Source organism: Massilia sp. Root418, from assembly GCF_001425265.1.
Lineage (GTDB): Bacteria > Pseudomonadota > Gammaproteobacteria > Burkholderiales > Burkholderiaceae_D > Rugamonas.
Window position 1 is genome coordinate 470,732 of record NZ_LMEC01000011.1, and the last position, 23,075, is coordinate 493,806.

Consider the following 23,075-nt stretch of genomic DNA (forward strand, 5'->3'; position numbering starts at 1 on the left):
TTATCTTCCCAACAAAACAAAATCGACGATGAGACAAGCTGAAGTTGACCAAAAAACCAGCCGCACCGCCTTTGCGGACGGTCCGCGCCTGCTGGCCGATATCGGCGCCACGCACGCGCGCTTCGCGCTGCAAACCGGCCCGTCGGAGTTCCGCGCCGTGCGCGTGCTCAAGTGCGACGACTTCACCGGCATCGTGCCGCTGCTGCGCAGCTATCTGGCCGACCACGCCGACATCACGCTGAACCACGCCGCGCTGGCGGTAGCCAACCCGGTTAGCGGCGACTACGTGCGCATGACCAACCGCGACTGGGAATTCTCCACCGACGAAGTGCGCCGCGCCCTCGGCCTGCACACGCTGCTGGTGGTGAACGACTTTACCGCGCTGGCCATGTCGCTGCCCGGCTTGAAGCCGGCGGACCTGATGCAGGTGGGCGGCGGCGCCCCGGCCAGCAATTCCGTGATCGGCGTGCTCGGTCCGGGCACCGGCCTGGGCGTGTCCGGCGTGATTCCCACGGTGGACGGTTTCGTCACCCTCGGCTCCGAAGGCGGCCACACCAACTTCGCGCCGGCCGACGAGCGCGAATACGCCATCCTGCAGTACGCATGGCAGACCTGGCCGCACGTATCGACCGAGCGCCTGATTTCCGGCCCCGGCATGGAGATCATCTACCGCGCCATCGCCAAGCGCAACGGCCGCAACGTGAAGGACTTGAACGCGCAGGAGATCATGGCCGGCGCGCTCACCGACAAGGATCCGCTGTGCCTGGAAGTGCTGGAGTGCTTCTGCGCCATGCTGGGCGGCGCCAGCGCCAACCTGGCGGTGACGCTGGGCGCCTTCGGCGGCATCTTCATCGGCGGCGGCATCGTGCCGCGCATGGGCGACTGGTTCGCCACGTCGCCGTTCCGCGCGCGCTTCGAGGCCAAGGGCCGCTTCACCACCTATCTGTCCGAGATCCCCACTTACGTCATCACCACGCCCAACCCTGCGTTCTACGGCGTGGCGACCATCCTGTCCGAACACCTGCGCGGGCGCAGCGGCGCTAATACGCTGATGGAGCGCGTGCAGCACCTGCAGCATGAGCTCACGCCTGCCGAGCAGCGCGTGGCGGCGCTGGTGCTGGAGCAGCCGCGCCTGGTGCTCAACGAGCCGATCGCCGACATCGCGCGCCTGGCCGAGGTGAGCCAGCCGACCGTGATCCGCTTCTGCCGCTCGCTGGGCTTCTCCGGCCTGGCCGACTTCAAGCTGAAGTTCGCCAGCAGCCTGACCGGCGCCATTCCCGTGCGCCACAGCCAGGTGCGCGTCTCCGACAGCACGCACGACCTGAGCGCCAAGGTGATCGACAATACCGTGTCGGCCATCCTGAAGTTCCGCGACCAGCTGGACGTGCGTTCGCTGGACAAGGCGATCGCACTGGTGGCGAAGGCCAAGCGCATCGAGTTCTTCGCGATGGGGAATTCGCGCGTGGTGGCGCTGGATGGGCAGCACAAGTTCTTCCGCTTCCGCATTCCAACGGCAGCCTACGGCGACTCGCATTTGTTCGTGCTGGCGGCAGGGCTGCTGAAGGCGGGCGATGTGGTGATTGCGATTTCCAATTCCGGCAAGCTGCCGGAGCTGCTGGACGCGGTAGACGCGGCGCGCGCCGCCGGGGCGGACGTGATCGCCATCACCAGCAGCCAGTCGCCGCTGGCCAAGCGCGCCTCGGTGTGCCTGGCGGTGGACCATTCGGAGGACAGCACCACGTTCCTGTCGATGATTTCGCGCATCCTGCAGCTGCTGCTGATCGATATTCTGTCGGTGGGCATTTCGGTGGACGCGCAGAATGCCGAGCTGGTGCTGGAGCGCAAGGCGGGCGAGGGGGTTGAGTCCGATAGCCGCCGTTTGCTGATTTCTCACCTGGATAGCTGATGGGAAGCGGCGGGTTACGTGCTGCGCACTAACCCGCCCTACGATCAACCCGCCCTACGATCAACCCGCCCGGCGCTTTATTCGCTGGCCTGGCGTACCACCAGGTCCAGCAGCGCCTGCGCACTCTGGATGGCGGAGGAGGCGCGCGCGTCCTTTGCCAGCGTTTCAAACGTGCCTTGCGTGAAATACAGGCCGTCCGAGGCCAGGAAGCCGAGCCGCAAGTGGCCGGGGCCGGGCGGCGGCATGCGTCCGCCTGCGGCCAGCGTGGCCTGGCGCAGCGCGGGCTTGGCGGTTTCCACCAGCGCCTTGGCGCTCTCGGCCACCGCGTCCGGCGCACCTTCAAATACGGCGAACTTGCCGGTCTGGTTGATGTAGCGCACGGTGCCGTCCGCGTAGGCGGCCAGCACGTCCAGCCCTTCGTCCAGCGGCACCTCCACGATCACACCCAGCAGTTCGTGGGCCGGCACCGCGTGGCCGTTTTCGCGCAGCCAGTTGCAGGCCAGGATGCGCACCCGGCTTTCCTCGTCGCGGTCTTCCGCGATGGTGCGCACCACCGAGGCGTCGGCCTGTTCGCCGAACAGCGCCGTTTCCGTGCCTTGCGGCTGGTACAGCGAGGACTCGTCGCAAAACAGCAGGTTGTAGATCAGGTTCAGCTCGTCCTGCTTGTAGGGAGCGCTGGGAGCGACGGGGCCAGCCGGCGCCGCCGGGGCTTTTTTGCCGAAGAGGGAAAGTAGTTTCTTGAACATGGGACCGGACAACGGGACAGAGCTTGCATGATACGGCAATGCGGGAAATCGGGGAGTACAAAAAGTTCTTGAAGTTTTGAAAAAACGGTTTAAGATATATCTTAGTTCGATATATCTTATGGAGATTCACATGTTCCACTTTTTCAAAGGCCACCACCGTTTCCACCCTCATATGCATGGCCACGGCCACCATCGCGGCGGCGGCGGGCGCGGTCCCAAGATGTTCGATGCCGGCGCCATGCGCTATGTGGTACTGCAGCTGATCTCGGAAAAGCCGCGCCACGGCTACGAAATCATCAAGGAGCTGGAGCAGCGCACCGGCGGCAGCTATACGCCCAGCCCGGGCGCGATCTACCCGCTGCTGGCCATGCTGTACGACATGGGCCACGTGTCCATCAGCCATGACGGCGCCAAGAAGCTGCACACGGTCACCCCGGACGGCCAGGCATTCCTGGACGAGAACCGGCAGATGGTGGACGCCATGATGACGCGCCTGAGCGAGCCGGCCGAGGCGGGCGGCGACTTGCGCTCGCTGATGCACGAACTGAAGGAAGCGGTGATCCGGCGCGCGCGCGACGGCGCGCCGGACGAAACACGGCTGCAGCATATTCGCGCTATCCTGCGCAAAGCTGCCGCCGATATCAACCAACTCGATTGAACGGATTGCCTATGACAAATCCCTCCCCGGTCGCCCCCCTGGCAGCCGTCTCCGCCACCCGCGAACGCCTGATCCTGTGGCTGCTGGCGCTGACGCAGTTCACCGTCATCATGGACTTCATGGTGATGATGCCGCTGGCGCCGCAGCTGATGCAGGCTTTCGGCAAGACGCCGGCCGCCGTGTCGGGCGCGGTGTCGGTGTATTCCTGGTGCGCCGGCCTGTCCGGCCTGCTCGCCATGACGTATATCGACCGCTTCGACCGCAAGCGCCTGCTGCTGGCGATGTTTTTCCTGTTCACCCTGTCCAACCTGGCGTGCGCGCTGGCGCCCAACTTCCATGTGCTGGTGCTGTCGCGCGCCTTTGCCGGGCTGACGGGCGGCGTGCTGGGGGCCATCTGCATGGCCATCATCGGCGACCTGGTGCCGCCTGAGCGGCGCGGCGCGGCCACCGGCATTGTCATGACGTCCTTCAGCCTGGCCGCCATTGCCGGCGTGCCGGCGGGCGTGATGATGTCGGCCCACTTCGGCTGGCAGTCGGCGTTTTACCTGCTGGTGGGCTTTTCCGTGGTGATCTGGTGCCTGGCGCTGCGTGCCCTGCCGTCCATGTCGGCGCACCTGAAGAACGAGCCGGTGCCGGTGGCGCGCATCCTGCCCGAGCTGGTGGGCATGTTCCGCGTGCCGGCGCACTTGAAGGCCTTCGCGCTGTCGGGCATGACGATGATGTCGGGCATGCTGGTGATTCCCTTCATTTCGCCCGTGCTGGTGGCGAACTACGGCGTGCAGCCGGCCGAGATCACGTGGATCTACCTGGCGGGCGGGCTGGCCACGCTGTTCAGCGCGCGCCGCATCGGCGCCTGGGCCGACCGCGCCGGCAAGCAGCTCGTGTTCCGCTGGGTGGCGGCGTTTTCCATCCTGCCGCTGATGCTGATCACCCACCTGCCGCACGTGCCGCTGATCGGCCTGGTCCTGATGTTCCCGTTCTTCATGACGGCGCTGTCCGGCCGCACCGTGCCGCTGCAAGCGTTGATGACGACGGTGCCCGAGCAATCCAGGCGCGGGGCCTTCCTGAGCGCCAATTCGGCGGTACAGCAGATGGGGACGGGGCTGGGCGCCTTCGTGGGCGGCCTGTGGCTGAGCACGGACGCTGCCGGGCACATTGCCGGCTACGGCTACAACGGCTGGCTCGCCGCCGCGCTGACCTTGATGGCGATACTGTGGATCAGCCGCGTGCGCAGCGCCGCAACGGCCGCGCCTGCCGCCACCCGCTCCGCCGCATAAATCCCGCAGGGCGGGTTAGCGGGGCAAAGCCCCGCTAACCCGCCGCTACCGCATCACTCCCCCGGCCCGCCGCGCAGCAGCGGCTGCTTCTCCTTGCGCCACTGCTCCAGCGACATCGGCTCGCCGCTGACATCGTCGTCCACCAGGATTTCACCATCCGACTGCGCCACCAGGAAGCTCTCCCAGCGCTGCGCCGCATCGCTGCTGTTCTCAACAAAGCTGAGCTGGTAATACTGCTTGCCCTTCCAGGCCCGCAACTGCGGGTCGTACTCCATCACCGCGCCGCGCGCCTGGCCCTTGGAAGCCGCGTCTATCTTGCCCGCCCACGCCTTCAGCTCCGGCAGCGCCATCAGTGCCGCCACCGCCTGCTCACGGCTCAGCGCACCCTTCGCTGCGGGCGCCGGCAGCGCCGTGCTGCCGGCGCTTGCCACCGTGGCCAGCTGCGCCGGCGCAGCCTCGTGGCGCGCCGAATACAGATAGTAGGCGCCCAGGCCAGCCGCCAGCAAGCCGGCCAGCGTCCCGGCAATCGCAGCGGTTTTCGAATGTGGGGAGCGCGGTGCCATCGGATGAGAACCTTGTCGTAGAGGGAGGAAACTTGCGGCCATACTAAACCAAACCCTCCCCACCGGCAACCTGGCCCTGGCGCCGGTGCCGCGCGCAAACAAAAAGCCCGCAAGGCGCGAACCTTGCGGGCTTTTCAGCGGGGAACCGGAACGGTTCGGCGCGGTGCGGCTATTACATCATGCCGTCCATGCCGCCCATGCCACCCATACCGCCCATGCCACCCATGCCGCCGGCTGGCTTGTCTTCGTTGATTTCAGCAACCATGCAGTCGGTGGTCAGCATCAGGCCAGCGATCGACGCTGCGTTCTGCAGTGCCGAGCGGGTTACCTTGGCTGGGTCCAGCACGCCCATTTCAACCATGTCGCCATAGGTGCCGTTGGCGGCGTTGTAGCCGTAGTTGCCTTTGCCAGCCAGAACAGCTGCCACCACCACCGATGCTTCTTCGCCGGCGTTTTGCACGATCATGCGCAGTGGCTCTTCCATCGCGCGCAGCACGATCTTGATGCCGGCTTCCTGGTCAGGATTGTCGCCCTTGACGGTCAGTTGCGAACGGGCGCGCAGCAGGGCGACGCCGCCGCCTGGCACGATGCCTTCTTCAACCGCGGCGCGGGTGGCGTGCAGTGCATCTTCCACGCGGGCTTTCTTTTCCTTCATCTCAACTTCGGTGGCAGCACCAACCTTGATCACGGCAACGCCGCCAGCCAGCTTGGCCACGCGCTCTTGCAGTTTTTCGCGGTCGTAGTCCGAGGTTGCTTCTTCGATCTGCACGCGGATCTGCTTGACGCGCGCTTCGATGTTGGAACCGTCGCCGGCGCCATCGATGACGATGGTGTTTTCCTTGCCCACTTCGATACGCTTGGCCTGGCCCAGTTCTGCCAGGGTGATCTTTTCCAGGGTCAGGCCGATTTCTTCAGCAACAACCTGGCCGCCGGTCAGGACAGCGATGTCTTCCAGCATGGCTTTGCGGCGGTCGCCGAAGCCAGGCGCTTTCACTGCGCAGGTTTTCAGGATGCCGCGGATGTTGTTCACCACCAGGGTCGCCAGCGCTTCGCCTTCGATGTCTTCGGCGATGATCAGCAGCGGACGGCCGGCTTTGGCCACTTGCTCCAGTACCGGCAGCAGGTCACGGATGTTGGAGATTTTCTTGTCGCACAGCAGGACGAATGGATTGTCCAGGATGGCAACTTGCTTTTCCTGGTTGTTGATGAAGTATGGCGACAGGTAGCCGCGGTCGAACTGCATACCTTCCACTATGTCCAGCTCGTCGTTCAGCGACTTGCCGTCTTCCACGGTGATGACGCCTTCCTTGCCCACTTTTTCCATCGCTTCAGCGATGCGCTCGCCGATCGAGGAGTCCGAGTTGGCGGAGATCGAGCCAACCTGGGCGATCTCTTTGGAGGTGGTGCATGGGCGGGCGATCACGGCGATCTGCTCGACGGTGGCAGCGACTGCCTTGTCGATGCCGCGCTTCAGGTCCATTGGGTTCATGCCGGCGGCAACGAACTTCATGCCTTCGCGGACGATGGCCTGGGCCAGCACGGTCGCTGTGGTGGTGCCGTCGCCGGCGTTGTCGCTGGTTTTGGAAGCAACTTCCTTGACCATTTGCGCGCCCATGTTCATCAGCTTGTCTTTCAACTCGATCTCTTTCGCGACCGACACGCCGTCCTTGGTCACGGTAGGGGAGCCGAAGGAACGCTCCAGTACCACGTTGCGGCCTTTCGGGCCCAGGGTGACTTTTACTGCGTTGGCGAGGATGTTCACGCCTTCAACCATCTTGGCGCGCGCTGCGTCGCCGAATACTACGTCTTTAGCTGCCATGTTCGGATTCTCCTGAAATTATTTCTAATTACTTATTAACAACGGCCATGATGTCTTCTTCGCGCATCACCAGCAGCTCGTCGCCGTCAACCTTGACGGCCTGGCCGGAGTATTTGCCGAACAGAACGCGGTCGCCCACTTTCACTTCCAGCGGACGCACTTTGCCGTCGTCCAGCACTTTGCCATTGCCCACGGCCAGGACTTCGCCCTGGTCTGGTTTTTCGGCGGCTGCGTCAGGGATGATCAGGCCGGATGCGGTTTTGGTTTCCTGGTCGAGACGTTTGACGATGACGCGATCGTGCAAAGGGCGAAGGTTCATACAAAACTCCTTTATCAATGGTGGTAAGTACCGTTTGGTGCTGATGAGGCCGCGGTTGGCGATCAGCCTCGCCGCTGCCTCAGAATTCTTGTTAGCACTCTCGGCTAACGAGTGCCAATTATAGGGACGCTTATGCCCTATTTCAAGACAGGCATGAACTTATTTGATTGTCAGCTATGGAAAAGCCGCCAGGGTGTGGCGGAAATCGTGCGGTTCTTTGCGCTGGCTCAAGCATTGGCTGATGGTATAAATAACAAGCTTTCATTTAAATCAAGCGGGCATAGACTGGAGGCGGTAGCTCAACATTGTGAGGAGGCCGCCCATGTTCAAGTCCCTATTTGCCGGCTTGCTTGCCGCGTTCCTGCTGGCCGCCGGCCCGCAGGCGTGCGCGCAGGCCGCCGAGCCTGCCCTGCATATCGCGCGCGGCGCCGCGCCGCCGGGGGCGTCCACGCTGGCGTTGCCGCCGCCGCCGCGCGCCAGCGTCATCGAGAACGGCCGCCAGTGCACCGTGATCACCTTTGAAGGCGTGGGCGACCTGGCCCCCATTCCCGTGTTCGACGGCATTTCCTCGCCCGGCTGGCTGGGCATTATCGACGCCGATGCCGGCGGCACCGGCAACTTCGCGCAAGAACCGTCGCCCCAGACCATCGCCTTCTGGCTGGGCGGCGATCCGGGCTCGCGCGACATCGTCATGGCCAACAAGGCTTCCAAGGTGGAGTTCTACTACGCGTCGTACGTGGGCGTCACCATGCAGGCGCTGGACGAGGCGGGCAATGTGCTGGCCACCGCCACCGGCGGGCCGAACTACCGGGGCGGCTCAGGCGACCCGAACGGTGACTTCAACCGGTGGGATCCCCTGTCGGTGGAAGCGGACGGCAACAAGATCAAGACCGTGCGCGTGACCGGCAACACCAACCAGACCGGGATCGACAACCTGAAAGTGTGCAGCACCATCGGTGTGGAGGCGGTGGAGATGACGCAGGCCATCCAGCAATACCAGGACCTGGCCGCGCTGAAAGCCAGCCTGGGCGCCGCACGCGAACCGCCGGTGCCGGTGGTGGCAGGCAAGACCGGGGTGCTGCGCGTGTACATGCAGAAGGTGGACGCGGTGACCACGGTGAGCCTGCGCCTGACCGGCCAGGTGAACCAGAACCGCACCGTCACGCTGCAGCCACAGTGCCAGCCGGAAGACCAGCGGCGCGAGCGCAACGGCTGCCGCGCGGTGAACTTCTACTTCATACCGCCGGAAGGCGACTGGGACGTCAATATCAAGGTGGTCGATTCCGGCGGCAATGTGCTGGAGGACCACGACCTGCCGTTCAAGAGCCGCAAGACCGATACGCTGACCATGAAGGCGGTGCAGGTGTGCGACGCGAGGAACGCTGCCGGCACGTGGCTGTGCGCGCCGGCCAGCGCGTTGGCGGGCAACACCACGCTGTTGCGCAAGATCGCGCCCACGGCATCGGTGGGGCTGGACATCACCAACAGCGTGGTGCGGCGCGACGCGTCGCTGTATGCGGCGCCGTTCGACTGGTGGGTTGCAGCGGCCAAGGACACCAATGATTTATACGGTTTCTTCGACTGGCTGGCCGCGCTGGGCGGCGAGCACCGCACCTATTACGGCATGGTGCGCACGGCGGCGCCGGGCGGCTTCGGCGGCGTCGCGCACGACATCCCCTCGCATGCGGCGATCGGCCGCACCAGCGCCACGCGGCTGGGTGTGGAAACGGTGCAGGAAGTGGTGGCGCATGAAACCGGCCACACGCTGGGCCTGCGCCACACCAACACCGGCGCGCCGGCGGCGGGCGCCGCGCCGCCGGGCTGCTACAACACTGCAGCCGATTCGGGCACCGACTGGCCCTTTGCCGACAACCGCATCCAGAGCGCGGCCCGGACGGAGGTCGGCTTCGACGTCGGCAACGCCAGGCCGCTGGCGCCGGAGACCACCTTCGACATCATGAGCTACTGCGTGCCGCGCTGGATATCGCCGCTGCGCTACAAGCGCGCCATGACGGCGCTGGGCGGCGGCGCGGTGGCCGGTCCCAGCGTCGTGGCCGGCGACCAGGATGCCGCGCTGGCGGGCCCGGTCCCGGCGCCGCTGCCGCGGGCGGTGGTGGACGGCGTGTTCTGGACCGTCTCCGGCACCCTGGAGCAGGGCGGCGTGCGGTTCGACGCGCTGTTCGGCAACGCGCGGCGCGGCCCGAACGACCGGGGCGAGGGCACGCACCGCATTGAACTGCGCAGCAGCGGCGGTGCGGTGCTGTTCACGCGCGCGTTCACGCCTGCCGTGGCGCACACCGAAAGCGCGGGCGGCGACGCCAGCGGTCCGCCCACCTTCTTCGAGCTGATACCGTTCAACGCGTCGGCCGCTGCCATTGCGGTGCTGGATCCGTCCGGCGCCACGCTGGGCGTGCTGGCGCTGGGCGGCGCGCCGCCGGTGGTGGACGTGCTGCGGCCGCTGGCGGGCGGCGTGAGCGGCGTGCAGGAAATCGCCTGGCAGGTGGCGGACCCGGACAGTGGCCATTTCACTTCCAAGGTCTACTATACGGCCGACAGCGGCGCCACCTGGGCGCAGATCGGCAAGGAAGACGGCGCGCTGGCGCTGAAGGCGGACTTCGACACGCTGCCCGGCGGCAGCGGCAGCGTGCGCATCAAGGTGGTGGTGTCGGATGGGGTGAACACCGGCACGGCCGTCACGCCGCCGCTCAGCGTGCCGAAGAAGGTGCCGCAGAACGTGGCTATCGTGCAGCCGGCGGACGGCGCGGCCTTTGCGCCGCAGGCCATGGTGGAACTCGAAGGCATCGCCTACGACGTGGACGACGGCATGCTGGACGGCACGGCCGTCAGCTGGACGTCCAGCCTGGACGGGCCGCTGGGCACGGGCGCGGCACTGGGCGTGGGCACGCTGCGCACCGGCACCCACATGATCACCATGCGCGCCACCGACAGCGACGGCAACACCGCCAGCGCCGCCGCCACCGTGCACGTGGCGGGCGCGCCGCCGCAGCTGGAGCTGCTGATCGCGCCGCTCGATACGCTGCCCACCACCTGCGTGGAAGCCAGCATCGCGGCGCGGGCCGAGCCGGGCAGCGTGGCGCTGGCGAAGGCGGAGTACAGCGTGGATGGCGGCGCCACCTGGACCGGCGTGCCGCTGGACCGCCTGCCGCTTAAATTCCGCGTGCCGGGCAGCGGCTTCTTCCACATGATCGCGCGCGTCTTCGACGCGGCGGGGCAGGTGACGGCGCGCGACGCCAAGTTCTTCGTCGACAGCAGCTGCGCCGCCAGCGGCCCGCCGCGCATTGACGGCGCGCTGGCTGGCAAGGGCGTGGCGGCGCCGGGCGTGATTTACGTCGACCTGAAGCTCACCAACAACGGCCAGGGCGCGGCGCAGCAAGTGCGCGTGGACACGCTGGGCATGCTGGTCCTGTCGGGCAGCGGCACGCCCAGCTTCAACGCCATGTCGCCGCACTTGCCCATCGCGCTGCCGGACCTGGCGCCGGGCGGCAGCGCCACGGTGCGGCTGTACATCAACCTGCCGTCCACGGTGAAGCGCTTTTCGCTGATCGACAGCGGCACCTTGCGCGACAGCTTCGGGCGCACGCTGAAGTTCTCCACCACCCAGATGGTCTTGCCTTGAAGGGAGCCGGAAATGTCTATCATCCTGTTTAACGTCATGACCAAGGTCATGCCCGCCTGCCTGGACACGCTGCGCCGCGCGGGGCGCGGCCCGGCGCTGCCGGGAGCCCTGCTGGCCTTGCTGATGTCCGTACTGCTGACCGCATTGCCGAGTGCGGCGCAGGCGCAATCGTGGAGCGCGGACACCAATCCGTCCGGCGGCCAGATCGGCGGCGCGGCGGGCGCCACGCTGTCATGGGGCTATGCCATCGCCAATAACGATGCGGCACTGTGGCTGGTCACCACCGGTGTCAGCGCTGACGTCTTCGAGCACGCCACGCCGTTGTCCTTCTTCAACTTCCCGATCCTGGGGCCGGGCCAGGCTGCGGGCATTCCGCCCAACAGCGCGTTCGGCCTGTACAGCCTGACCTGGGATGCCACCGCGCCGCTGGGCTTCGTCAACCAGGGCAATTTCGTGCTGACGGCGGAATGGTGGAGCGGCGATCCGTTGGCCGGCGGCAGCTATGTGTCGGCGGCTGACAGCATGCAGCTGGGCTATTCGGCGGAGGTGACCGAGGTGCCGGCGATACCCGAGCCGTCGGCCGCGCTGCTGCTGTGCGCGGGGCTGGCGCTGCTGGGCTGGCGGCACAGGTCCAGCAGGTGGGTCTTGCCGGACAAGTGGTGAAACCCGTGCGCGCGCACCGGTGTGCCGGGGCGGACCGCCAGCCCCTGGCGCACCAGCGCGTCCGGGCAACGCGCTGCGCCGTCGCCCGCGTGGTATTGCAGCCGCACGTCCTGCCCCCGCACGCGCAGGCGCAGCGCGCAGGGCAGGTCGCGCTCGCAGCCGCGTATGTTCTCAAGCACTACTCCTTGCACCAGCGCATATCCGTCCGGCTGCACGCGCAGTTCCTCCTGGACGGGAACGTCCAGCACCGCCAGCGGCAGTGTTAGCGCACCCAGCAATGCTGCCAGTTTTTCCATGGTCCGAGCACTTCCCCTAAATATGTGCATCATGCGCGTGTAGCTGTTGACGCGCCTTCCCTTGCCATCCTATAGTTGCGGGATGATTTCAGAATTCCAAGAACTTTCCGACAAAATCGACCAGCTCGCCGAGATGAGCCTGGCGCTGCGCCGTGAAAACGCCCAGCTGCGCCAGGCCAACGCGGCCCTGGTGGCCGACAATATGGCTTGCCAGCGCCGCCTGTCGGAGGCGCACGCGCGCGTGTCGGCCCTGCTGGAAAAGATTCCGGCCCATCCAGCCAATCCTGCCGATGCCGCCACTGAAGGCGCGGCCGCCACGGCGCCGGTGCAAGAGGACGTGCAATGATCCACCTGGACGTGAACATCATGGGCCAGCCCTACCGGCTGGCTTGCAAGGAAGAAGAGGAACGCGCGCTGCGCGAAGCGGCCAGCTTCCTGGACAAGAAAATGACGGCCATCCGCGACGCCGGCCGCGTCAAGGGCAACGACCGCATTGCCGTGATGGCGGCGCTGGGCATGGCAGCCGAATTCCTGTCCGCGCGCGCGCCGCAGGGACCGTTGTCGGACATGTCGGTGCTGGACATGCAAGACAAGATGGCGGCCATGAACAAGGTGCTCGACAGCGCGCTGACGCCGCAAGAAAATCTGTTTTAGCGAACAAAAGGCCTTTCCCTGGCGGCGATAGAGGAGTAAACTCCGTGTCACCCTGCAGTGTTCGCGGATGCCATATATTCCTTGAACCATTTGTATGCAACGGTCGCGGAAATTTGTTTGATGGGAGTGAGCGTCGCTAGCCCGATGAACCCGAAATTGAACTAACTGTGACCACCTGAGCCACCAGGTTCGGGATGCCGGCATAGCGGCACAGGCGGGGCTCTATTCCCAAAGAAGCGGTTGTTAGCACCCCGGTGCGCAGCCGCTTTTTTACGTCTATCGCTTTCATATTTTTGAAGGAGCGCCATGGCTTACTGGCTGATGAAATCCGAACCGGACGAGATGAGCATCGACGACGTGCTGGCCGCGCCGGGACACACCGTGCCGTGGTTCGGCGTGCGCAACTACCAGGCCCGCAACTTCATGCGCGACGGGATGAAGGTGGGCGACGGCGTGCTGTTTTATCACTCCAGCTGCGCGCAGCCTGGCATTGCCGGCATTGCCGAAGTGGCCAGCGCGGCCTATCCGGACCACACCCAGTTCGACCCCAAGAGCCACTACTACGACCCCAAGTCCAAGCCGGAAGAGCCGCGCTGGCAGATGGTGGACGTGAAAGCGCTGCGCAAGACGCGCCTGCTGCCGCTGTCCGAACTGCGCACCATCCCCGCGCTGGAGGACATGGTGCTGCTGCAAAAGGGCAGCCGCCTGTCCATCACCCCGGTCACCCCGGCGCAATGGAAAACTATCCAGGCGCTGCTGGAATAGGCGCGCAGGCCGTTCCCCAGCGCGCCTGCAGAAAGTCGATGAAGGCCTTGGCCGCCGGCCCCATGCGGCGCTGGGGCCGCAAGCAGTAGACGCCGCTTTCCCTCCCGGTCCACTCGGGCAGTATTTGTACCAGCTCGCCCGCGTCGATGGCCGCCGCCATGGTCACGGCGGAATGGAAGGCAATGCCCAGGCCATCTACGCACAGGCGGCGGATTGCGTCGGCATTGTTGCCCCTCACGCGGCCGCTCGCCACCAGGCGGCATTCCTCGCCCTGGCGGAACAGGCGCCACGCGCTGTCGTCGTGATTGGCGCTGGACACCAGGCACTGGTGCTCCTGCAAATCCTCGACAGTCTGCGGCGTGCCGTGACGCGCGAGGTAGGCCGGCGCCGCCAGCAGGATGCGGCGGTTGTCCAGCAGCTTGTGCGCCACCAGCGAGGAGTCCTTCATGCGGCCGATGCGCAGGGCCAACGTAATGCCGTCCCCCACCAGGTCGACGTAGCCGTCTTCCAGGCGCAAGTCGAGCTGGACGTGGGGGTAGGTGTCCAGGAACGCAGCCACGTGCGGCACTACGTGGCTGTGCCCGAACGCCACCGGTACGCTGACGACAATGGCGCCGCGCGGCAGTTCCTGTTCGTCGCGCACCATTTCGTAGGCGCCCCGCAGCTGGGCCAGGGCGCTGCTGCACTCGGCGAAATAGCGCTGGCCGGCCGCGGTCAGCGACATGGCGCGCGTGGTCCGGCTCAGCAGCGGCGTGCCGAGCTCCCGTTCCAGCAGCTTGACGATGCGGCTGGCGGAAGAAGGCGTCATGGCCAGCGCCTTGGCGGCGCGGGCGAAGCTCTGGTGTTCGGCAACTGCCACAAAGGTGCGCACCAGGTGCAGGGAGGGTTCGGTCATTGCGGTGCCCAGGGAATGAGTGTGTGAAATCCGTGGCTATTATCAAGCCAAATGCACGCTATTAAAATGGATTTCATTTTTGGAGCCACCATGGATACCCTGCATTCCGCCGCCGCCTTCCGCGCACTTCACCACCAGTCCACGCCGCTGCGCCTGCCCAATGCATGGGACGCGGGCAGCGCCCGGCAGATAGCGGGCCTGGGCGCTGCAGCCATCGCCACCACCAGCGCCGGTGTAGCGTGGTCGCTGGGCTACCGCGACGGCAACGCGCTGCCGGTGGCGGAGCTGGCCGCGCGCGTCGCTTCCATCGCGCGCGTGGTGGCGGTTCCCGTTAGCGTCGATATAGAAGGCGGCTACGCGGACGATCCGGCGCGCGTGGCCGACACGGTGTCGCGCCTGATTGACGCGGGCGCCGCCGGCATCAACATCGAAGACGGGGCAGGCGCGCCCGATGCGCTGTGCGGCAAGATCGACGCGGTCAGGCAGATGGCGGCGCGCTGCGGCGTGCCGCTGTACATCAACGCCCGTACCGACGTGTATGCGCGCGCCCTGGTGCCGGCCGGGCAGCGCAGGGCGGAAGTGCTGGCGCGGGCGCAGGGCTACCGCGATGCGGGCGCCGATGGCCTGTTTGCCCTGGGGCTGGTGGACACGGCGGACATGCGCGCGATCGCCGACGGCAGCGGCTTGCTGCTGAATGTGATCGTGTGGCCTGGCTTGCCGCCGCTGGAGGGGCTGGCCGCGTTCGGCGTGCGGCGTGTCAGCGTGGGGTCCTGGTTGCCGCAGACGCTGTGGCGGCACAATGCGCGCATGGTGTCCGGCTTCCTGCACGATGGCGCCATGGCAGCGCTGATGGACAGCGCCGCGCCGTATGCGGAGGTGAATGCGGCGTTCCCGTAAGAGCGAGGCCGCCGCAAGCAGCCTTACGCAGCCTTATGCAGCCTTTGCAGCCTTATGCAGCCACCGGGGCGGTGGCGGCCACGTTGCGCTTGTAGGACCACAGCAGCAGCAAGATGGCGCCGATGATCATCGGCAGCGACAGCATCTGGCCGGAGGAAATGGTGAAGCCGAGGAAGTCCACTTCATAGTCCGGCGTGCGGAAGTATTCGGTGAAGAAGCGCGCGCAGCCGTACAGCAAGGTGTACATGGCACCCACGGCCAACCGCGGCCGCGCGTGGCGCGCGAACATCCACAGGATGATGAACACCAGCAGGCCGTCCACCAGCGCCTGGTAGATCGGCGACGGATGGCGCGGCATGGCGTCCACGTTGGGCCAGATCATGGCCCAGGGCAGCGACGGGTCGGCAATGCGGCCCGGCAGTTCGGCGTTGATGAAGTTGCCGATGCGCCCGGCCGCGTAGCCGAGCGGCACCAGCGGCGCGATGAAGTCGTACACGTCCAGCACATTGCGCCCGGCCTTGCGCGCCCACAGCCACATGGCCAGCATCACGCCCAGGAAGCCGCCGTGGAAGGACATGCCGCCGCGCCAGACCGCGAAAATCTCCAGCGGATTGTGCAGGAAGAAGTCGGGACGGTAGAACAGCACCTCGCCCATGCGCCCGCCGATCACCACCCCCAGCATGCCGTAGAACAGCATGTCGTCCAGGTCCTTGTTCTGCCAGCCCAGCTTGGCGATGTGCGGCTGCCTGATGCGCACCCGGCCCAGCGCCACGAACAGCGCAAACGCCAGCACGTACATCAGCCCGTACCAATGGACTTTGACCGGACCTAGCGAGAAGGCGATGGGATCGGGCAGCGGGTGTATCAGCATTGCGTGTTCTTTCTTAACAGTTCAAGGAAGCCTTGCAGCACCGGCGAAGGATTGTCGCGGCGCCAGGCCAGGCCCGTTTCCACCAGCGGTGTGGGGTCGAGCAGCGCGCGGTATTCTACCCCGGGGCGTTTCAGATTCGACACCGATTGTGGCACAAGTGCGAGGCCCATGCCAGCCGACACCAGGCTGACGATAGTCTGCATCTGGATCGCTTCCTGGCCGATGACAGGGGTGATGCCGGCCGCGTGGAACACGCCCAGCGCCGCGTCGTACAGCGCCGGCGAGATCGCGCGCGGGAAGATAATCAGCGGCAGTGCGGGCAGGGCCTTCAGGGCCACTTTGCGCTTGCCGTGCAGCGCTGCCAGGCCGGCCGGCGCGGCCAGCACCAGCGGCTCCTTGAGCACCGGCAGGTAGTCGAGTTCCTCGCGCGCGCGCTCGGGCAGCGGCGGGATCAGCAGGCCGGCGTCGATGCGTCCGTGCAGCAGGTCTTCCAGCTGCAGGTCGGAGGTCGCTTCCTGCAGCGCGATCTGCACCTGCGGGTAGGCCGCGCGGTAGGCGCGCAGGAAGGGCGGCAGCACGCTGTAGTCGGCCGACGAGACGAAGGCCAGCGCCAGGCGCCCCACCTCGCCGGCGGCGGCGCGCTGCACCAGCTGCGGCAGCTCCAGCGCCTGCGCCAGCATGCGGCGCGCTTCCGGCAGCAGGGCCGCGCCGGCCGCCGTCAGCGCCACGCCGCGCCGGTTGCGCTCGAACAGCGGCGCGCCCAGCAGCTCCTCCAGCGCCTGGATCGCCTGCGACAGCGGCGGCTGGGTCATGTGCAGGCGCTGCGCGGCGCGGCCGAAATGCAGCTCCTCGGCCACGGCGGTGAAGTAGCGCAGCTGACGTAGTTCAAGGTTCATATGGAATCCTATGGTATTTCGTTGCTGTGATATGCATAGCGTATCACAGGCGCGGAAAACCGATATTTGACATGGCAGTGCGGGCAAGGCACTCTGCCAGTACATCATAGGAGTCACGTCATGCCCCAATACCGTTCCCGCACCACCACCCACGGCCGCAACATGGCCGGCGCCCGCGCCCTGTGGCGCGCCACCGGCATGAAGGATGGCGATTTCGACAAGCCCATCATCGCCGTGGTCAATTCCTTCACCCAGTTCGTGCCCGGCCACGTGCACCTGAAAGACCTGGGCCAGCTGGTTGCGCGCGAGATCGAAGCGGCCGGCGGCGTGGCCAAGGAATTCAACACCATCGCGGTGGACGACGGCATCGCCATGGGCCACGGCGGCATGCTGTACTCGCTGCCGTCGCGCGACCTGATCGCCGACTCGGTGGAATACATGGTCAACGCGCACTGCGCCGACGCCATGGTCTGCATCTCCAACTGCGACAAGATCACCCCCGGCATGCTGATGGCCGCCATGCGCCTGAACATCCCCGTGGTGTTCGTCTCCGGCGGCCCGATGGAAGCGGGCAAGGTGGTCAAGGTGGTCAACGGCAGCCAGAAGATCATCAAGCTGGACTTGGTGGACGCCATGATCAAGGCCGGCGACAGCACTGTCTCGGATGCCGACGTGGCCGAGATCGAGCGCTCCGCCTGCCCCACCTGCGGTTCCTGCTCCGGCATGTTCACCGCCAATTCCATGAACTGCCTGACCGAGGCGCTGGGCCTGTCCCTGCCGGGCAACGGCACCATCCTGGCCACCCACTCGGACCGCAAGGAACTGTTCCTGAAAGCCGGCCGCCTGGTGGTGGAACTGGCCAAGCGCTATTACGAGCAGGACGACGCATCGGTCCTGCCGCGCAACATCGCCACCAAGGCCGCGTTTGAAAACGCCATGGCGCTGGACGTGTCCATGGGCGGCTCCACCAACACCGTGCTGCACCTGCTGGCCGCCGCGCATGAAGCCGAAGTCGAATTCAAGATGGCCGACATCGACCGCATCTCGCGCAACGTACCCTGCCTGTGCAAGGTGGCGCCGATGACGGACAAGTTCCACATCGAAGACGTGCACCGCGCCGGCGGCATCGTCTCCATCCTGGGCGAACTGGCGCGGGCCGGCCTGCTCGACACCTCGGTCTACAGCATCCACGCGCCCACCCTGGGCGACGCCATCGAGCGCAACGACATCAAGCGCAGCGACGATCCCGCCGTGCACCAGATGTTCCGCGCCGCGCCCGGCGGCGTGCCGACCCAGACCGCGTTCTCCCAGTCCGAGCGCTTCGCCGAGCTGGACCTGAACCGCGAAACCGGCTGCATCCGCGACAAGGCGCACGCCTACTCGCAGGACGGCGGCCTGGCTGTCCTGTACGGCAACCTGGCGGAAAACGGCTGCATCGTGAAGACCGCCGGCGTGGACGAAAGCATCCTCAAGTTCAGCGGCAAGGCGCGCGTGTTCGAAAGCCAGGACGCGGCAGTGGAAGCCATCCTGGGCGACACCGTGCATGAGGGCGACGTGGTCATCATCCGCTACGAAGGCCCGAAGGGCGGCCCCGGCATGCAGGAGATGCTGTACCCGACCTCCTACATCAAGTCCAAGGGCCTGGGCAAAGCGTGCGCGCTGTTCACCGACGGCCGCTTCTCGGGCGGCTCGTCCGGCCTGGTGATCGGCCACGCCTCGCCGGAAGCGGCCGAAGGCGGCGCCATCGGCCTGGTGGAGGAGGGCGACATGATCGACATCGACATCCCGAACCGCAGCATCAACCTGCGCATCGACGCGGCCGAACTGGCAGCGCGCCGCGCCGCCATGGAAGCGAAGGGCGCGGACGCCTGGCAGCCGGTCAACCGCGAGCGCTACGTCTCGCAGGCGCTGCAAGCCTACGCTGCGCTGACCACCTCGGCCGACCGCGGCGCCGTGCGCGACCTGTCGCAGCTGAAGCGTTAAGGCCGGCGCGCGTGACGGCGGATTACGCGGCGTTGCCGCTAATCCGCCCTACGGGGGGCCTTCTGGTCCCCCGCTTACTTTTTCTTGTCGAAATTCTGCTTCACGCGGTCCTTGCGGCGCTGCTCGTCCACGTTGTGGGCCTTGCGCTTGTCCAGGCCCAGCATCGGCTCCAGCACCTCGAACCAGGCGAAGGCGAACACCATCAGCCCGACAATCCACCACCACGACAGCTCGGCAAAGCGCCAGACCTCGAAGTAGCGCAGCCCGCACAGGGCCAGTATCAATAAAATCAACGGCATGGCGTTCTCCTTTACATCATCTTACAAAAGAAACCGGCTATACGGGGCCGAATATTGTGGCGGCCGTCAACCCGGGCTATCATGCCAGCGTTGTGGAAAAGCGTTAGAATGAATGTAGTTACTATGGAGAAAACGATGAAACGATTTCTGATGATTGGTATGGTGGCCGTGTCGGCGTTCGCAACGCAATCCGCAATGGCGAACGCAGACCTGGCCAAGGCAAAGAATTGCATGGCTTGCCACGCGGTGGCGAACAAGCTGGTCGGCCCAGCCTACAAAGACGTGGCGGCGAAATACGCAGGCCAGAAGGATGCCGAAGCCAAGCTGGTGACGAAAGTCATGAAGGGCGGTTCCGGCGTATGGGGCGCGATCCCGATGCCAGCCAACCCGCAGGTCAGCGAGGCGGAAGCCAAGACCCTGGTGAAATGGGTCCTGGCGCAGAAATGACGTAAAAAAGGAGCCCCCGGCTCCTTTTTTTATTGCCTGCAAAATGGGGTCAGGGTTAATTAATCAGGCAACTAGTTGCCTGATTAATTAACCCTGACCCCATTTTTCTTTAGCGGACTACTTCGATGAGCTGGCGCTTGCCATCCTTGTAGCCGTACAGCGTGAGGGCGCCGTTGTTGATGTCGCCGTACTTGTCGAAGCTGATCGGGCCGGTGATGCCCTGGTATTTGATCTTCGCCAGGAAGGGCAGGTACTTGGCCGGGTCGGCGGACTTGGCTTCGGCCATCGCGGCCGTCATCGCCATCACGGCGTCGTAGGCGTACGGCGCGTAGATCTGCACTTCCGAGTTGTACTTGGCCTTGTAGCGCGCCGCGAACTCGTCCAGGCCCTTGCGCTGGTTGGCCGGGATGCCGCCCGCTTCGGCGCAGGTGACGATGCCGTCGGCCCCGCCCGACAGTTTCGGCAGCGCTTCCGTGCATACGCCGTCGCCGCCCATGAAGTGGGCCTTGATGCCCAGCGCTTTCATCTGGCGCAGCAGCGCGCCGGCAATGCCGTCCATGCCGCCGAAGAACACTAGGTCAGGGTTCTTGGCGCGGATCGAGGTCAGGATGGCGGTGAAGTCGCTGGCGCGGTCGGTGGTGAATTCCTTGGCGACGATCTGCGCGCCCTTGGAACCCTTGATGAACTCGCCGGCCACGCCCTGGCCGTAGGCCGTGCGGTCGTCGATCACGGCGATGCGCTTGGCGCCCAGCTTGTTGACCGCGTATTTGCCCAGCGTGCCGCCCAGCTTGTTGTCGTTGGCGACAATGCGGAAGGCGGTGTTGAAGCCCTGGTGGGTGTAGACCGGGCTGGTGGCCGAGGCGGAAATCTGGGCGATGCCGGCGTCGTAGTAGATTTTCGAGGCGGGTATCGAGGTGCCGGAATTCTGGTGGCCGATGATGCCGTTGATCTTGGCGTCCACCAGTTTTTGCGCGGCGGCCGTGCCCTGTTTCGGGTCGCCCGCGTCATCTTCGGCCAGCAGCACGAACTTGACGGCTTTGCCGTTGATCTTGAAGCCTTTGGCGTTCAAGTCCTCCACCGCCATGCGGGCGCCGTTTTCATCTTCCTTGCCGAGGTGGGCCGAGGGGCCCGAGGTGGCGGCCACGTGGCCGATCTTGACGATTTCCTGCGCCGCTGCTACGACCGGCAGGCCGCCGGTGAATGCCAGCGCGAGCGCCGCAGCGAGATACTTTGTTTGCATTGTGCTTTCCTTAAAATGAAAAAAGGCCGTCCAGCGCTGGACGGCCTGTAGCAATTATCGCCGATTTATCGCTGATTATTCAGCACAAAGTTCGGGGTAAAGCTTATTTGATGACTTCCGTTTTGGTTTTGACGCCGTTTTTGTAGGTGAACAGGGTCAGCGAACCATCCTTGATGTCGCCCTTCGAGTCGAAGGAGATCAGGCCGGTCACGCCCTGGTACTTGATGTTGGCCAGGTAGGGCAGGTATTTGGCCGGGTCGGCCGATTTGGCGTCCATCATGGCCTGCGCCATCACCATCACCGAGTCGTACACGTAGGGCGCGTACAGCTGCACTTCCTGGTTGTACTTCTTCTTGTAGCGGGCGCGGAAGTCGTCCATGTTCTTTTGCAGTTCGGGGCCAACGCCACCGGCTTCGGCGCAGGTGACCACGCTTTCCGGCGCGTTGTCGCCGGACAGGCGCGGCAGCGCGTCGGTGCACAGGCCATCGCCGCCCATGTATTTGGCATTGATGCCCAGCGCCTTCATCTGGCGCAGCAGCGGGCCGCCCACCGAGTCCATGCCGCCGAAGAACACCAGGTCCGGGTTCTTGGCCTTGATGGAGGTCAGGATGGCGTTGAAGTCGGTGGCCTTGTCGTTGGTGAATTCCTTGGCGACGATCTGCACGCCGGGCTTGGCCTTGGTCGCGCCTTTGACGAACTCGTCCTTGACGCCTTGGCCGTAGGCGGTGCGGTCGTCGATCACGGCGATCTTCTTGGCCCCCAGCTTGTTCACGGCGTAGGCGCCCAGCGTGCCGCCCAGCTTGGCGTCGTTGGCGACGATGCGGAAGGTGGTCTTGAAGCCCTGCTGGGTGTACTTGGTCTGGGTGGTGGCGGGCGATACCTGCGGGATGCCGGCGTCCGAGTAGATCTTGGAGGCGGGGATGGAGGTGCCGGAGTTCAGGTGGCCGACCACGCCGTTCACGTGCGAGTCGACCAGCTTCTGCGCCACGGTGGTGCCTTGCTTCGGATCGCTGGCGTCGTCTTCGGCCTGCAGCACGAATTTGACGGGCTTGCCGTTGATCTGCGGGTTCTTTGCGTTCAAATCCTCGATCGCCATGCGGGCGCCGTTTTCATTGTCCTTGCCGAGGTGGGAAGAGGGGCCGGAGACAGGGCCGACGTGGCCGATCTTGACGATTTCCTGGGCGCTTGCGCTGCCAGCGAAAGCCATAGCAATGGCAAATGGAATCAGCTTGGTGTTGAACTGCATGAACATTCTCCGATGGATTAGTAACGGCGGCGTCTCATGAACGCCACTTCTGGTTCTGCTGCACGAGAAGGTACAACAAATTATCCGCTACGCAAAGCAGGAAGCAATGGTTTTGTGCAATTTGGCCAAATTGACACTCATTGAACTTACTTGAAACTACTTTTTCTGCGCCTGCAGGTGCGTCAGTTCCTGCGCCACGGCGCGCGTGACGATCTTCGACAGGGTATCGTGCAGGCCGTCGCGGATTTCCGCCGTCAGGCCGCGCAGCGCCGTGCTCAGCACTTCCTCCATGCTGTCCTTGATGCGCTGCTCCAGCACGAAGTCCACGCGCGACTGCAGCTGCTGCAGGATGCGCTCGGATAGCTGGCGTTCCAGCGCTTCCCATTCCGTGGGCTGCGGCTCTGCAGGCTGCGGTTCCGCCGGCGCGGAGGCGGGCAGGGCGGCAACGGGCGCGGGCGCGTTGTCCAGCACTTCGGTCAGGACGGGAATGGACGCATCGAACGACTGGGCTGGGCGGGCGGGGCTCATGATTTGTTGGCGACGAAGTGGGTGGGTTGGTATTCCTGCTGTTTGTACCAGACATAGCGCTTGCGTCCGGCCGCCGCGTCCGTCTCTTCCGCCGAGACCACTTCGATCACGCGCTGGAAGCGGGGGAAGACAGCGGTGGTGCGGCGCGACAGGTTCACCAGCAGGTCGGTGTGCGGCAAGTCGGCCTGGTCGGTGCAAGCGAGCACGATGGGCGTTTCCGGCGCCAGCGGGTCGCTGCTGACTACGTGCGGCAGGAAGTCCACGCCGGAAAAGGACCACAAGGCTTCGTCAAGATCGGCCAACTGCTCCATATCGTCGGTCATCAGCACGATGCGGTTGCGCGCGGCGTAGGCCTTGCGCACCAGGCGGCAGGCGTAGGCGATCTTGTCTGGAACGTTGGTGTGGAAGTCGATACGGGTCATGGCTGGACTGGCAATACGAATGTCGGTCCAGCATTTTAACCGTAGCGG

23 protein-coding genes and 1 other RNA gene are annotated in these 23,075 nt (G+C 65.3%); 12 read left to right on the forward strand and 12 right to left on the reverse strand.

The window, feature by feature from the left end:
* The first annotated feature begins 28 nt into the window (after positions 1 to 28).
* The gene (locus ASC94_RS09465) at positions 29 to 1,906 is read left to right on the forward strand and encodes a glucokinase (RefSeq protein ID WP_056393674.1); all 1,878 of its coding nucleotides are present in this window, start codon (positions 29 to 31) and stop codon (positions 1,904 to 1,906) included.
* 77 nt (positions 1,907 to 1,983) lie between these two features.
* Here ASC94_RS09465 and ASC94_RS09470 read toward each other — a convergent pair whose 3' ends face one another.
* The gene (locus ASC94_RS09470; protein WP_056393677.1) at positions 1,984 to 2,652 is read right to left on the reverse strand and encodes a hypothetical protein; all 669 of its coding nucleotides are present in this window, start codon (positions 2,650 to 2,652) and stop codon (positions 1,984 to 1,986) included.
* Between the two features lie 130 nt (positions 2,653 to 2,782).
* Here ASC94_RS09470 and ASC94_RS09475 point away from each other — a divergent pair, with 130 nt between their 5' ends.
* Both ASC94_RS09475 and ASC94_RS09480 read left to right on the forward strand, forming a co-directional pair.
* The gene (locus tag ASC94_RS09475; RefSeq protein WP_056393679.1) at positions 2,783 to 3,310 is read left to right on the forward strand and encodes a PadR family transcriptional regulator; all 528 of its coding nucleotides are present in this window, start codon (positions 2,783 to 2,785) and stop codon (positions 3,308 to 3,310) included.
* Positions 3,311 to 3,321: 11 nt separating this feature from the next.
* The gene (locus ASC94_RS09480; protein WP_056393681.1) at positions 3,322 to 4,587 is read left to right on the forward strand and encodes an MFS transporter; all 1,266 of its coding nucleotides are present in this window, start codon (positions 3,322 to 3,324) and stop codon (positions 4,585 to 4,587) included.
* 53 nt (positions 4,588 to 4,640) lie between these two features.
* Here the strand turns inward: ASC94_RS09480 and ASC94_RS09485 are convergent, their stop codons facing one another.
* The 3 genes from ASC94_RS09485 to groES form a co-directional block, all read right to left on the reverse strand.
* On the reverse strand, positions 4,641 to 5,150 hold the full coding sequence (locus ASC94_RS09485; protein ID WP_229417229.1) for a hypothetical protein: 510 nt from the start codon (positions 5,148 to 5,150) through the stop codon (positions 4,641 to 4,643).
* Between the two features lie 172 nt (positions 5,151 to 5,322).
* Entirely contained in the window at positions 5,323 to 6,969 is a 1,647-nt protein-coding gene (gene groL / locus ASC94_RS09490) for a chaperonin GroEL (RefSeq protein ID WP_056393683.1), read from the reverse strand.
* Positions 6,970 to 6,997: 28 nt separating this feature from the next.
* A complete protein-coding gene (gene groES / locus ASC94_RS09495; RefSeq protein ID WP_056393686.1) occupies positions 6,998 to 7,288 on the reverse strand; it encodes a co-chaperone GroES in 291 nt (96 codons plus the stop codon).
* Between the two features lie 322 nt (positions 7,289 to 7,610).
* On the opposite strand from groES, the gene ASC94_RS09500 reads away from it, so the two are divergent.
* The 6 genes from ASC94_RS09500 to ASC94_RS09525 all read left to right on the forward strand — a co-directional run bounded on the left by ASC94_RS09500 (position 7,611) and on the right by ASC94_RS09525 (position 13,303).
* Positions 7,611 to 10,925 (forward strand): hypothetical protein, encoded by a 3,315-nt coding sequence (locus ASC94_RS09500; RefSeq protein WP_056393687.1) that lies wholly within the window; start codon positions 7,611 to 7,613, stop codon positions 10,923 to 10,925.
* 12 nt (positions 10,926 to 10,937) lie between these two features.
* Positions 10,938 to 11,588, forward strand: coding sequence for a PEP-CTERM sorting domain-containing protein (locus ASC94_RS09505; protein WP_056393689.1), 651 nt, complete (start codon positions 10,938 to 10,940; stop codon positions 11,586 to 11,588).
* Between the two features lie 378 nt (positions 11,589 to 11,966).
* The gene (locus ASC94_RS09515) at positions 11,967 to 12,230 is read left to right on the forward strand and encodes a hypothetical protein (protein WP_056393694.1); all 264 of its coding nucleotides are present in this window, start codon (positions 11,967 to 11,969) and stop codon (positions 12,228 to 12,230) included.
* Positions 12,227 to 12,538, forward strand: a complete 312-nt coding sequence (locus tag ASC94_RS09520) for a cell division protein ZapA (RefSeq protein ID WP_056393696.1) — start codon at positions 12,227 to 12,229, stop codon at positions 12,536 to 12,538. Before ASC94_RS09515 ends, ASC94_RS09520 begins: the two co-directional genes overlap by 4 nt.
* A 46-nt stretch (positions 12,539 to 12,584) precedes the next feature.
* Positions 12,585 to 12,763: non-coding RNA, 6S RNA (gene ssrS / locus ASC94_RS31660), on the forward strand.
* Between the two features lie 81 nt (positions 12,764 to 12,844).
* Entirely contained in the window at positions 12,845 to 13,303 is a 459-nt protein-coding gene (locus tag ASC94_RS09525; protein WP_056393698.1) for an EVE domain-containing protein, read from the forward strand.
* Here ASC94_RS09525 and ASC94_RS09530 read toward each other — a convergent pair.
* Complete coding sequence (locus ASC94_RS09530) at positions 13,281 to 14,198, reverse strand: LysR family transcriptional regulator (RefSeq protein ID WP_056393700.1); 918 nt, start codon at positions 14,196 to 14,198, stop codon at positions 13,281 to 13,283. The genes ASC94_RS09525 and ASC94_RS09530 overlap by 23 nt on opposite strands.
* 90 nt (positions 14,199 to 14,288) lie before the next feature.
* Between ASC94_RS09530 and ASC94_RS09535 the strand changes: the two genes are divergently transcribed.
* Positions 14,289 to 15,095, forward strand: a complete 807-nt coding sequence (locus ASC94_RS09535; protein WP_056394974.1) for an isocitrate lyase/phosphoenolpyruvate mutase family protein — start codon at positions 14,289 to 14,291, stop codon at positions 15,093 to 15,095.
* 52 nt (positions 15,096 to 15,147) lie between these two features.
* Here the strand turns inward: ASC94_RS09535 and lgt are convergent, their stop codons facing one another.
* Entirely contained in the window at positions 15,148 to 15,966 is an 819-nt protein-coding gene (gene lgt / locus ASC94_RS09540; protein WP_056393702.1) for a prolipoprotein diacylglyceryl transferase, read from the reverse strand.
* A complete protein-coding gene (locus ASC94_RS09545; RefSeq protein ID WP_056393704.1) occupies positions 15,960 to 16,862 on the reverse strand; it encodes a LysR family transcriptional regulator in 903 nt (300 codons plus the stop codon). The genes lgt and ASC94_RS09545 overlap by 7 nt, the downstream gene beginning before the upstream one ends.
* 120 nt (positions 16,863 to 16,982) lie before the next feature.
* Here ASC94_RS09545 and ilvD point away from each other — a divergent pair, with 120 nt between their 5' ends.
* Complete coding sequence (ilvD, locus tag ASC94_RS09550) at positions 16,983 to 18,845, forward strand: dihydroxy-acid dehydratase (RefSeq protein ID WP_056393707.1); 1,863 nt, start codon at positions 16,983 to 16,985, stop codon at positions 18,843 to 18,845.
* A 74-nt stretch (positions 18,846 to 18,919) separates the two neighbouring features.
* On the opposite strand, the gene ASC94_RS09555 is transcribed toward ilvD, so the two are convergent.
* The gene (locus ASC94_RS09555; RefSeq protein WP_056393709.1) at positions 18,920 to 19,144 is read right to left on the reverse strand and encodes a TIGR04438 family Trp-rich protein; all 225 of its coding nucleotides are present in this window, start codon (positions 19,142 to 19,144) and stop codon (positions 18,920 to 18,922) included.
* 135 nt (positions 19,145 to 19,279) lie between these two features.
* Here ASC94_RS09555 and ASC94_RS09560 point away from each other — a divergent pair, with 135 nt between their 5' ends.
* Complete coding sequence (locus tag ASC94_RS09560; RefSeq protein ID WP_056394976.1) at positions 19,280 to 19,591, forward strand: c-type cytochrome; 312 nt, start codon at positions 19,280 to 19,282, stop codon at positions 19,589 to 19,591.
* Positions 19,592 to 19,700: 109 nt separating this feature from the next.
* On the opposite strand, the gene ASC94_RS09565 is transcribed toward ASC94_RS09560, so the two are convergent.
* The 4 genes from ASC94_RS09565 to ASC94_RS09580 all read right to left on the reverse strand — a co-directional run bounded on the left by ASC94_RS09565 (position 19,701) and on the right by ASC94_RS09580 (position 23,027).
* Positions 19,701 to 20,831: a branched-chain amino acid ABC transporter substrate-binding protein gene (locus tag ASC94_RS09565; RefSeq protein WP_056393712.1), complete on the reverse strand. Its 1,131-nt coding sequence runs from the start codon at positions 20,829 to 20,831 to the stop codon at positions 19,701 to 19,703.
* Between the two features lie 103 nt (positions 20,832 to 20,934).
* The gene (locus ASC94_RS09570; RefSeq protein ID WP_056394978.1) at positions 20,935 to 22,077 is read right to left on the reverse strand and encodes a branched-chain amino acid ABC transporter substrate-binding protein; all 1,143 of its coding nucleotides are present in this window, start codon (positions 22,075 to 22,077) and stop codon (positions 20,935 to 20,937) included.
* Between the two features lie 156 nt (positions 22,078 to 22,233).
* Complete coding sequence (locus ASC94_RS09575) at positions 22,234 to 22,605, reverse strand: hypothetical protein (RefSeq protein WP_056393714.1); 372 nt, start codon at positions 22,603 to 22,605, stop codon at positions 22,234 to 22,236.
* Positions 22,602 to 23,027, reverse strand: coding sequence for a DNA polymerase III subunit chi (locus ASC94_RS09580; RefSeq protein ID WP_056393716.1), 426 nt, complete (start codon positions 23,025 to 23,027; stop codon positions 22,602 to 22,604). The genes ASC94_RS09575 and ASC94_RS09580 overlap by 4 nt, the downstream gene beginning before the upstream one ends.
* Positions 23,028 to 23,075: the final 48 nt, after the last annotated feature.

Excerpts from the sequence above, each read along its gene's own strand:
- ASC94_RS09465 (WP_056393674.1), top strand. The coding sequence starts at position 29 with ATGAGACAAGCTGAAGTTGACCAAAAAACCAGCCGCACCGCCTTTGCG.
- ASC94_RS09470 (WP_056393677.1), bottom strand. The coding sequence starts at position 2,652 with ATGTTCAAGAAACTACTTTCCCTCTTCGGCAAAAAAGCCCCGGCGGCG.
- ASC94_RS09475 (WP_056393679.1), top strand. The coding sequence starts at position 2,783 with ATGTTCCACTTTTTCAAAGGCCACCACCGTTTCCACCCTCATATGCAT.
- ASC94_RS09480 (WP_056393681.1), top strand. The coding sequence starts at position 3,322 with ATGACAAATCCCTCCCCGGTCGCCCCCCTGGCAGCCGTCTCCGCCACC.
- ASC94_RS09485 (WP_229417229.1), bottom strand. The coding sequence starts at position 5,150 with ATGGCACCGCGCTCCCCACATTCGAAAACCGCTGCGATTGCCGGGACG.
- groL (WP_056393683.1), bottom strand. The coding sequence starts at position 6,969 with ATGGCAGCTAAAGACGTAGTATTCGGCGACGCAGCGCGCGCCAAGATG.
- groES (WP_056393686.1), bottom strand. The coding sequence starts at position 7,288 with ATGAACCTTCGCCCTTTGCACGATCGCGTCATCGTCAAACGTCTCGAC.
- ASC94_RS09500 (WP_056393687.1), top strand. The coding sequence starts at position 7,611 with ATGTTCAAGTCCCTATTTGCCGGCTTGCTTGCCGCGTTCCTGCTGGCC.
- ASC94_RS09505 (WP_056393689.1), top strand. The coding sequence starts at position 10,938 with ATGTCTATCATCCTGTTTAACGTCATGACCAAGGTCATGCCCGCCTGC.
- ASC94_RS09515 (WP_056393694.1), top strand. The coding sequence starts at position 11,967 with ATGATTTCAGAATTCCAAGAACTTTCCGACAAAATCGACCAGCTCGCC.
- ASC94_RS09520 (WP_056393696.1), top strand. The coding sequence starts at position 12,227 with ATGATCCACCTGGACGTGAACATCATGGGCCAGCCCTACCGGCTGGCT.
- ASC94_RS09525 (WP_056393698.1), top strand. The coding sequence starts at position 12,845 with ATGGCTTACTGGCTGATGAAATCCGAACCGGACGAGATGAGCATCGAC.
- ASC94_RS09530 (WP_056393700.1), bottom strand. The coding sequence starts at position 14,198 with ATGACCGAACCCTCCCTGCACCTGGTGCGCACCTTTGTGGCAGTTGCC.
- ASC94_RS09535 (WP_056394974.1), top strand. The coding sequence starts at position 14,289 with ATGGATACCCTGCATTCCGCCGCCGCCTTCCGCGCACTTCACCACCAG.
- lgt (WP_056393702.1), bottom strand. The coding sequence starts at position 15,966 with ATGCTGATACACCCGCTGCCCGATCCCATCGCCTTCTCGCTAGGTCCG.
- ASC94_RS09545 (WP_056393704.1), bottom strand. The coding sequence starts at position 16,862 with ATGAACCTTGAACTACGTCAGCTGCGCTACTTCACCGCCGTGGCCGAG.
- ilvD (WP_056393707.1), top strand. The coding sequence starts at position 16,983 with ATGCCCCAATACCGTTCCCGCACCACCACCCACGGCCGCAACATGGCC.
- ASC94_RS09555 (WP_056393709.1), bottom strand. The coding sequence starts at position 19,144 with ATGCCGTTGATTTTATTGATACTGGCCCTGTGCGGGCTGCGCTACTTC.
- ASC94_RS09560 (WP_056394976.1), top strand. The coding sequence starts at position 19,280 with ATGAAACGATTTCTGATGATTGGTATGGTGGCCGTGTCGGCGTTCGCA.
- ASC94_RS09565 (WP_056393712.1), bottom strand. The coding sequence starts at position 20,831 with ATGCAAACAAAGTATCTCGCTGCGGCGCTCGCGCTGGCATTCACCGGC.
- ASC94_RS09570 (WP_056394978.1), bottom strand. The coding sequence starts at position 22,077 with ATGCAGTTCAACACCAAGCTGATTCCATTTGCCATTGCTATGGCTTTC.
- ASC94_RS09575 (WP_056393714.1), bottom strand. The coding sequence starts at position 22,605 with ATGAGCCCCGCCCGCCCAGCCCAGTCGTTCGATGCGTCCATTCCCGTC.
- ASC94_RS09580 (WP_056393716.1), bottom strand. The coding sequence starts at position 23,027 with ATGACCCGTATCGACTTCCACACCAACGTTCCAGACAAGATCGCCTAC.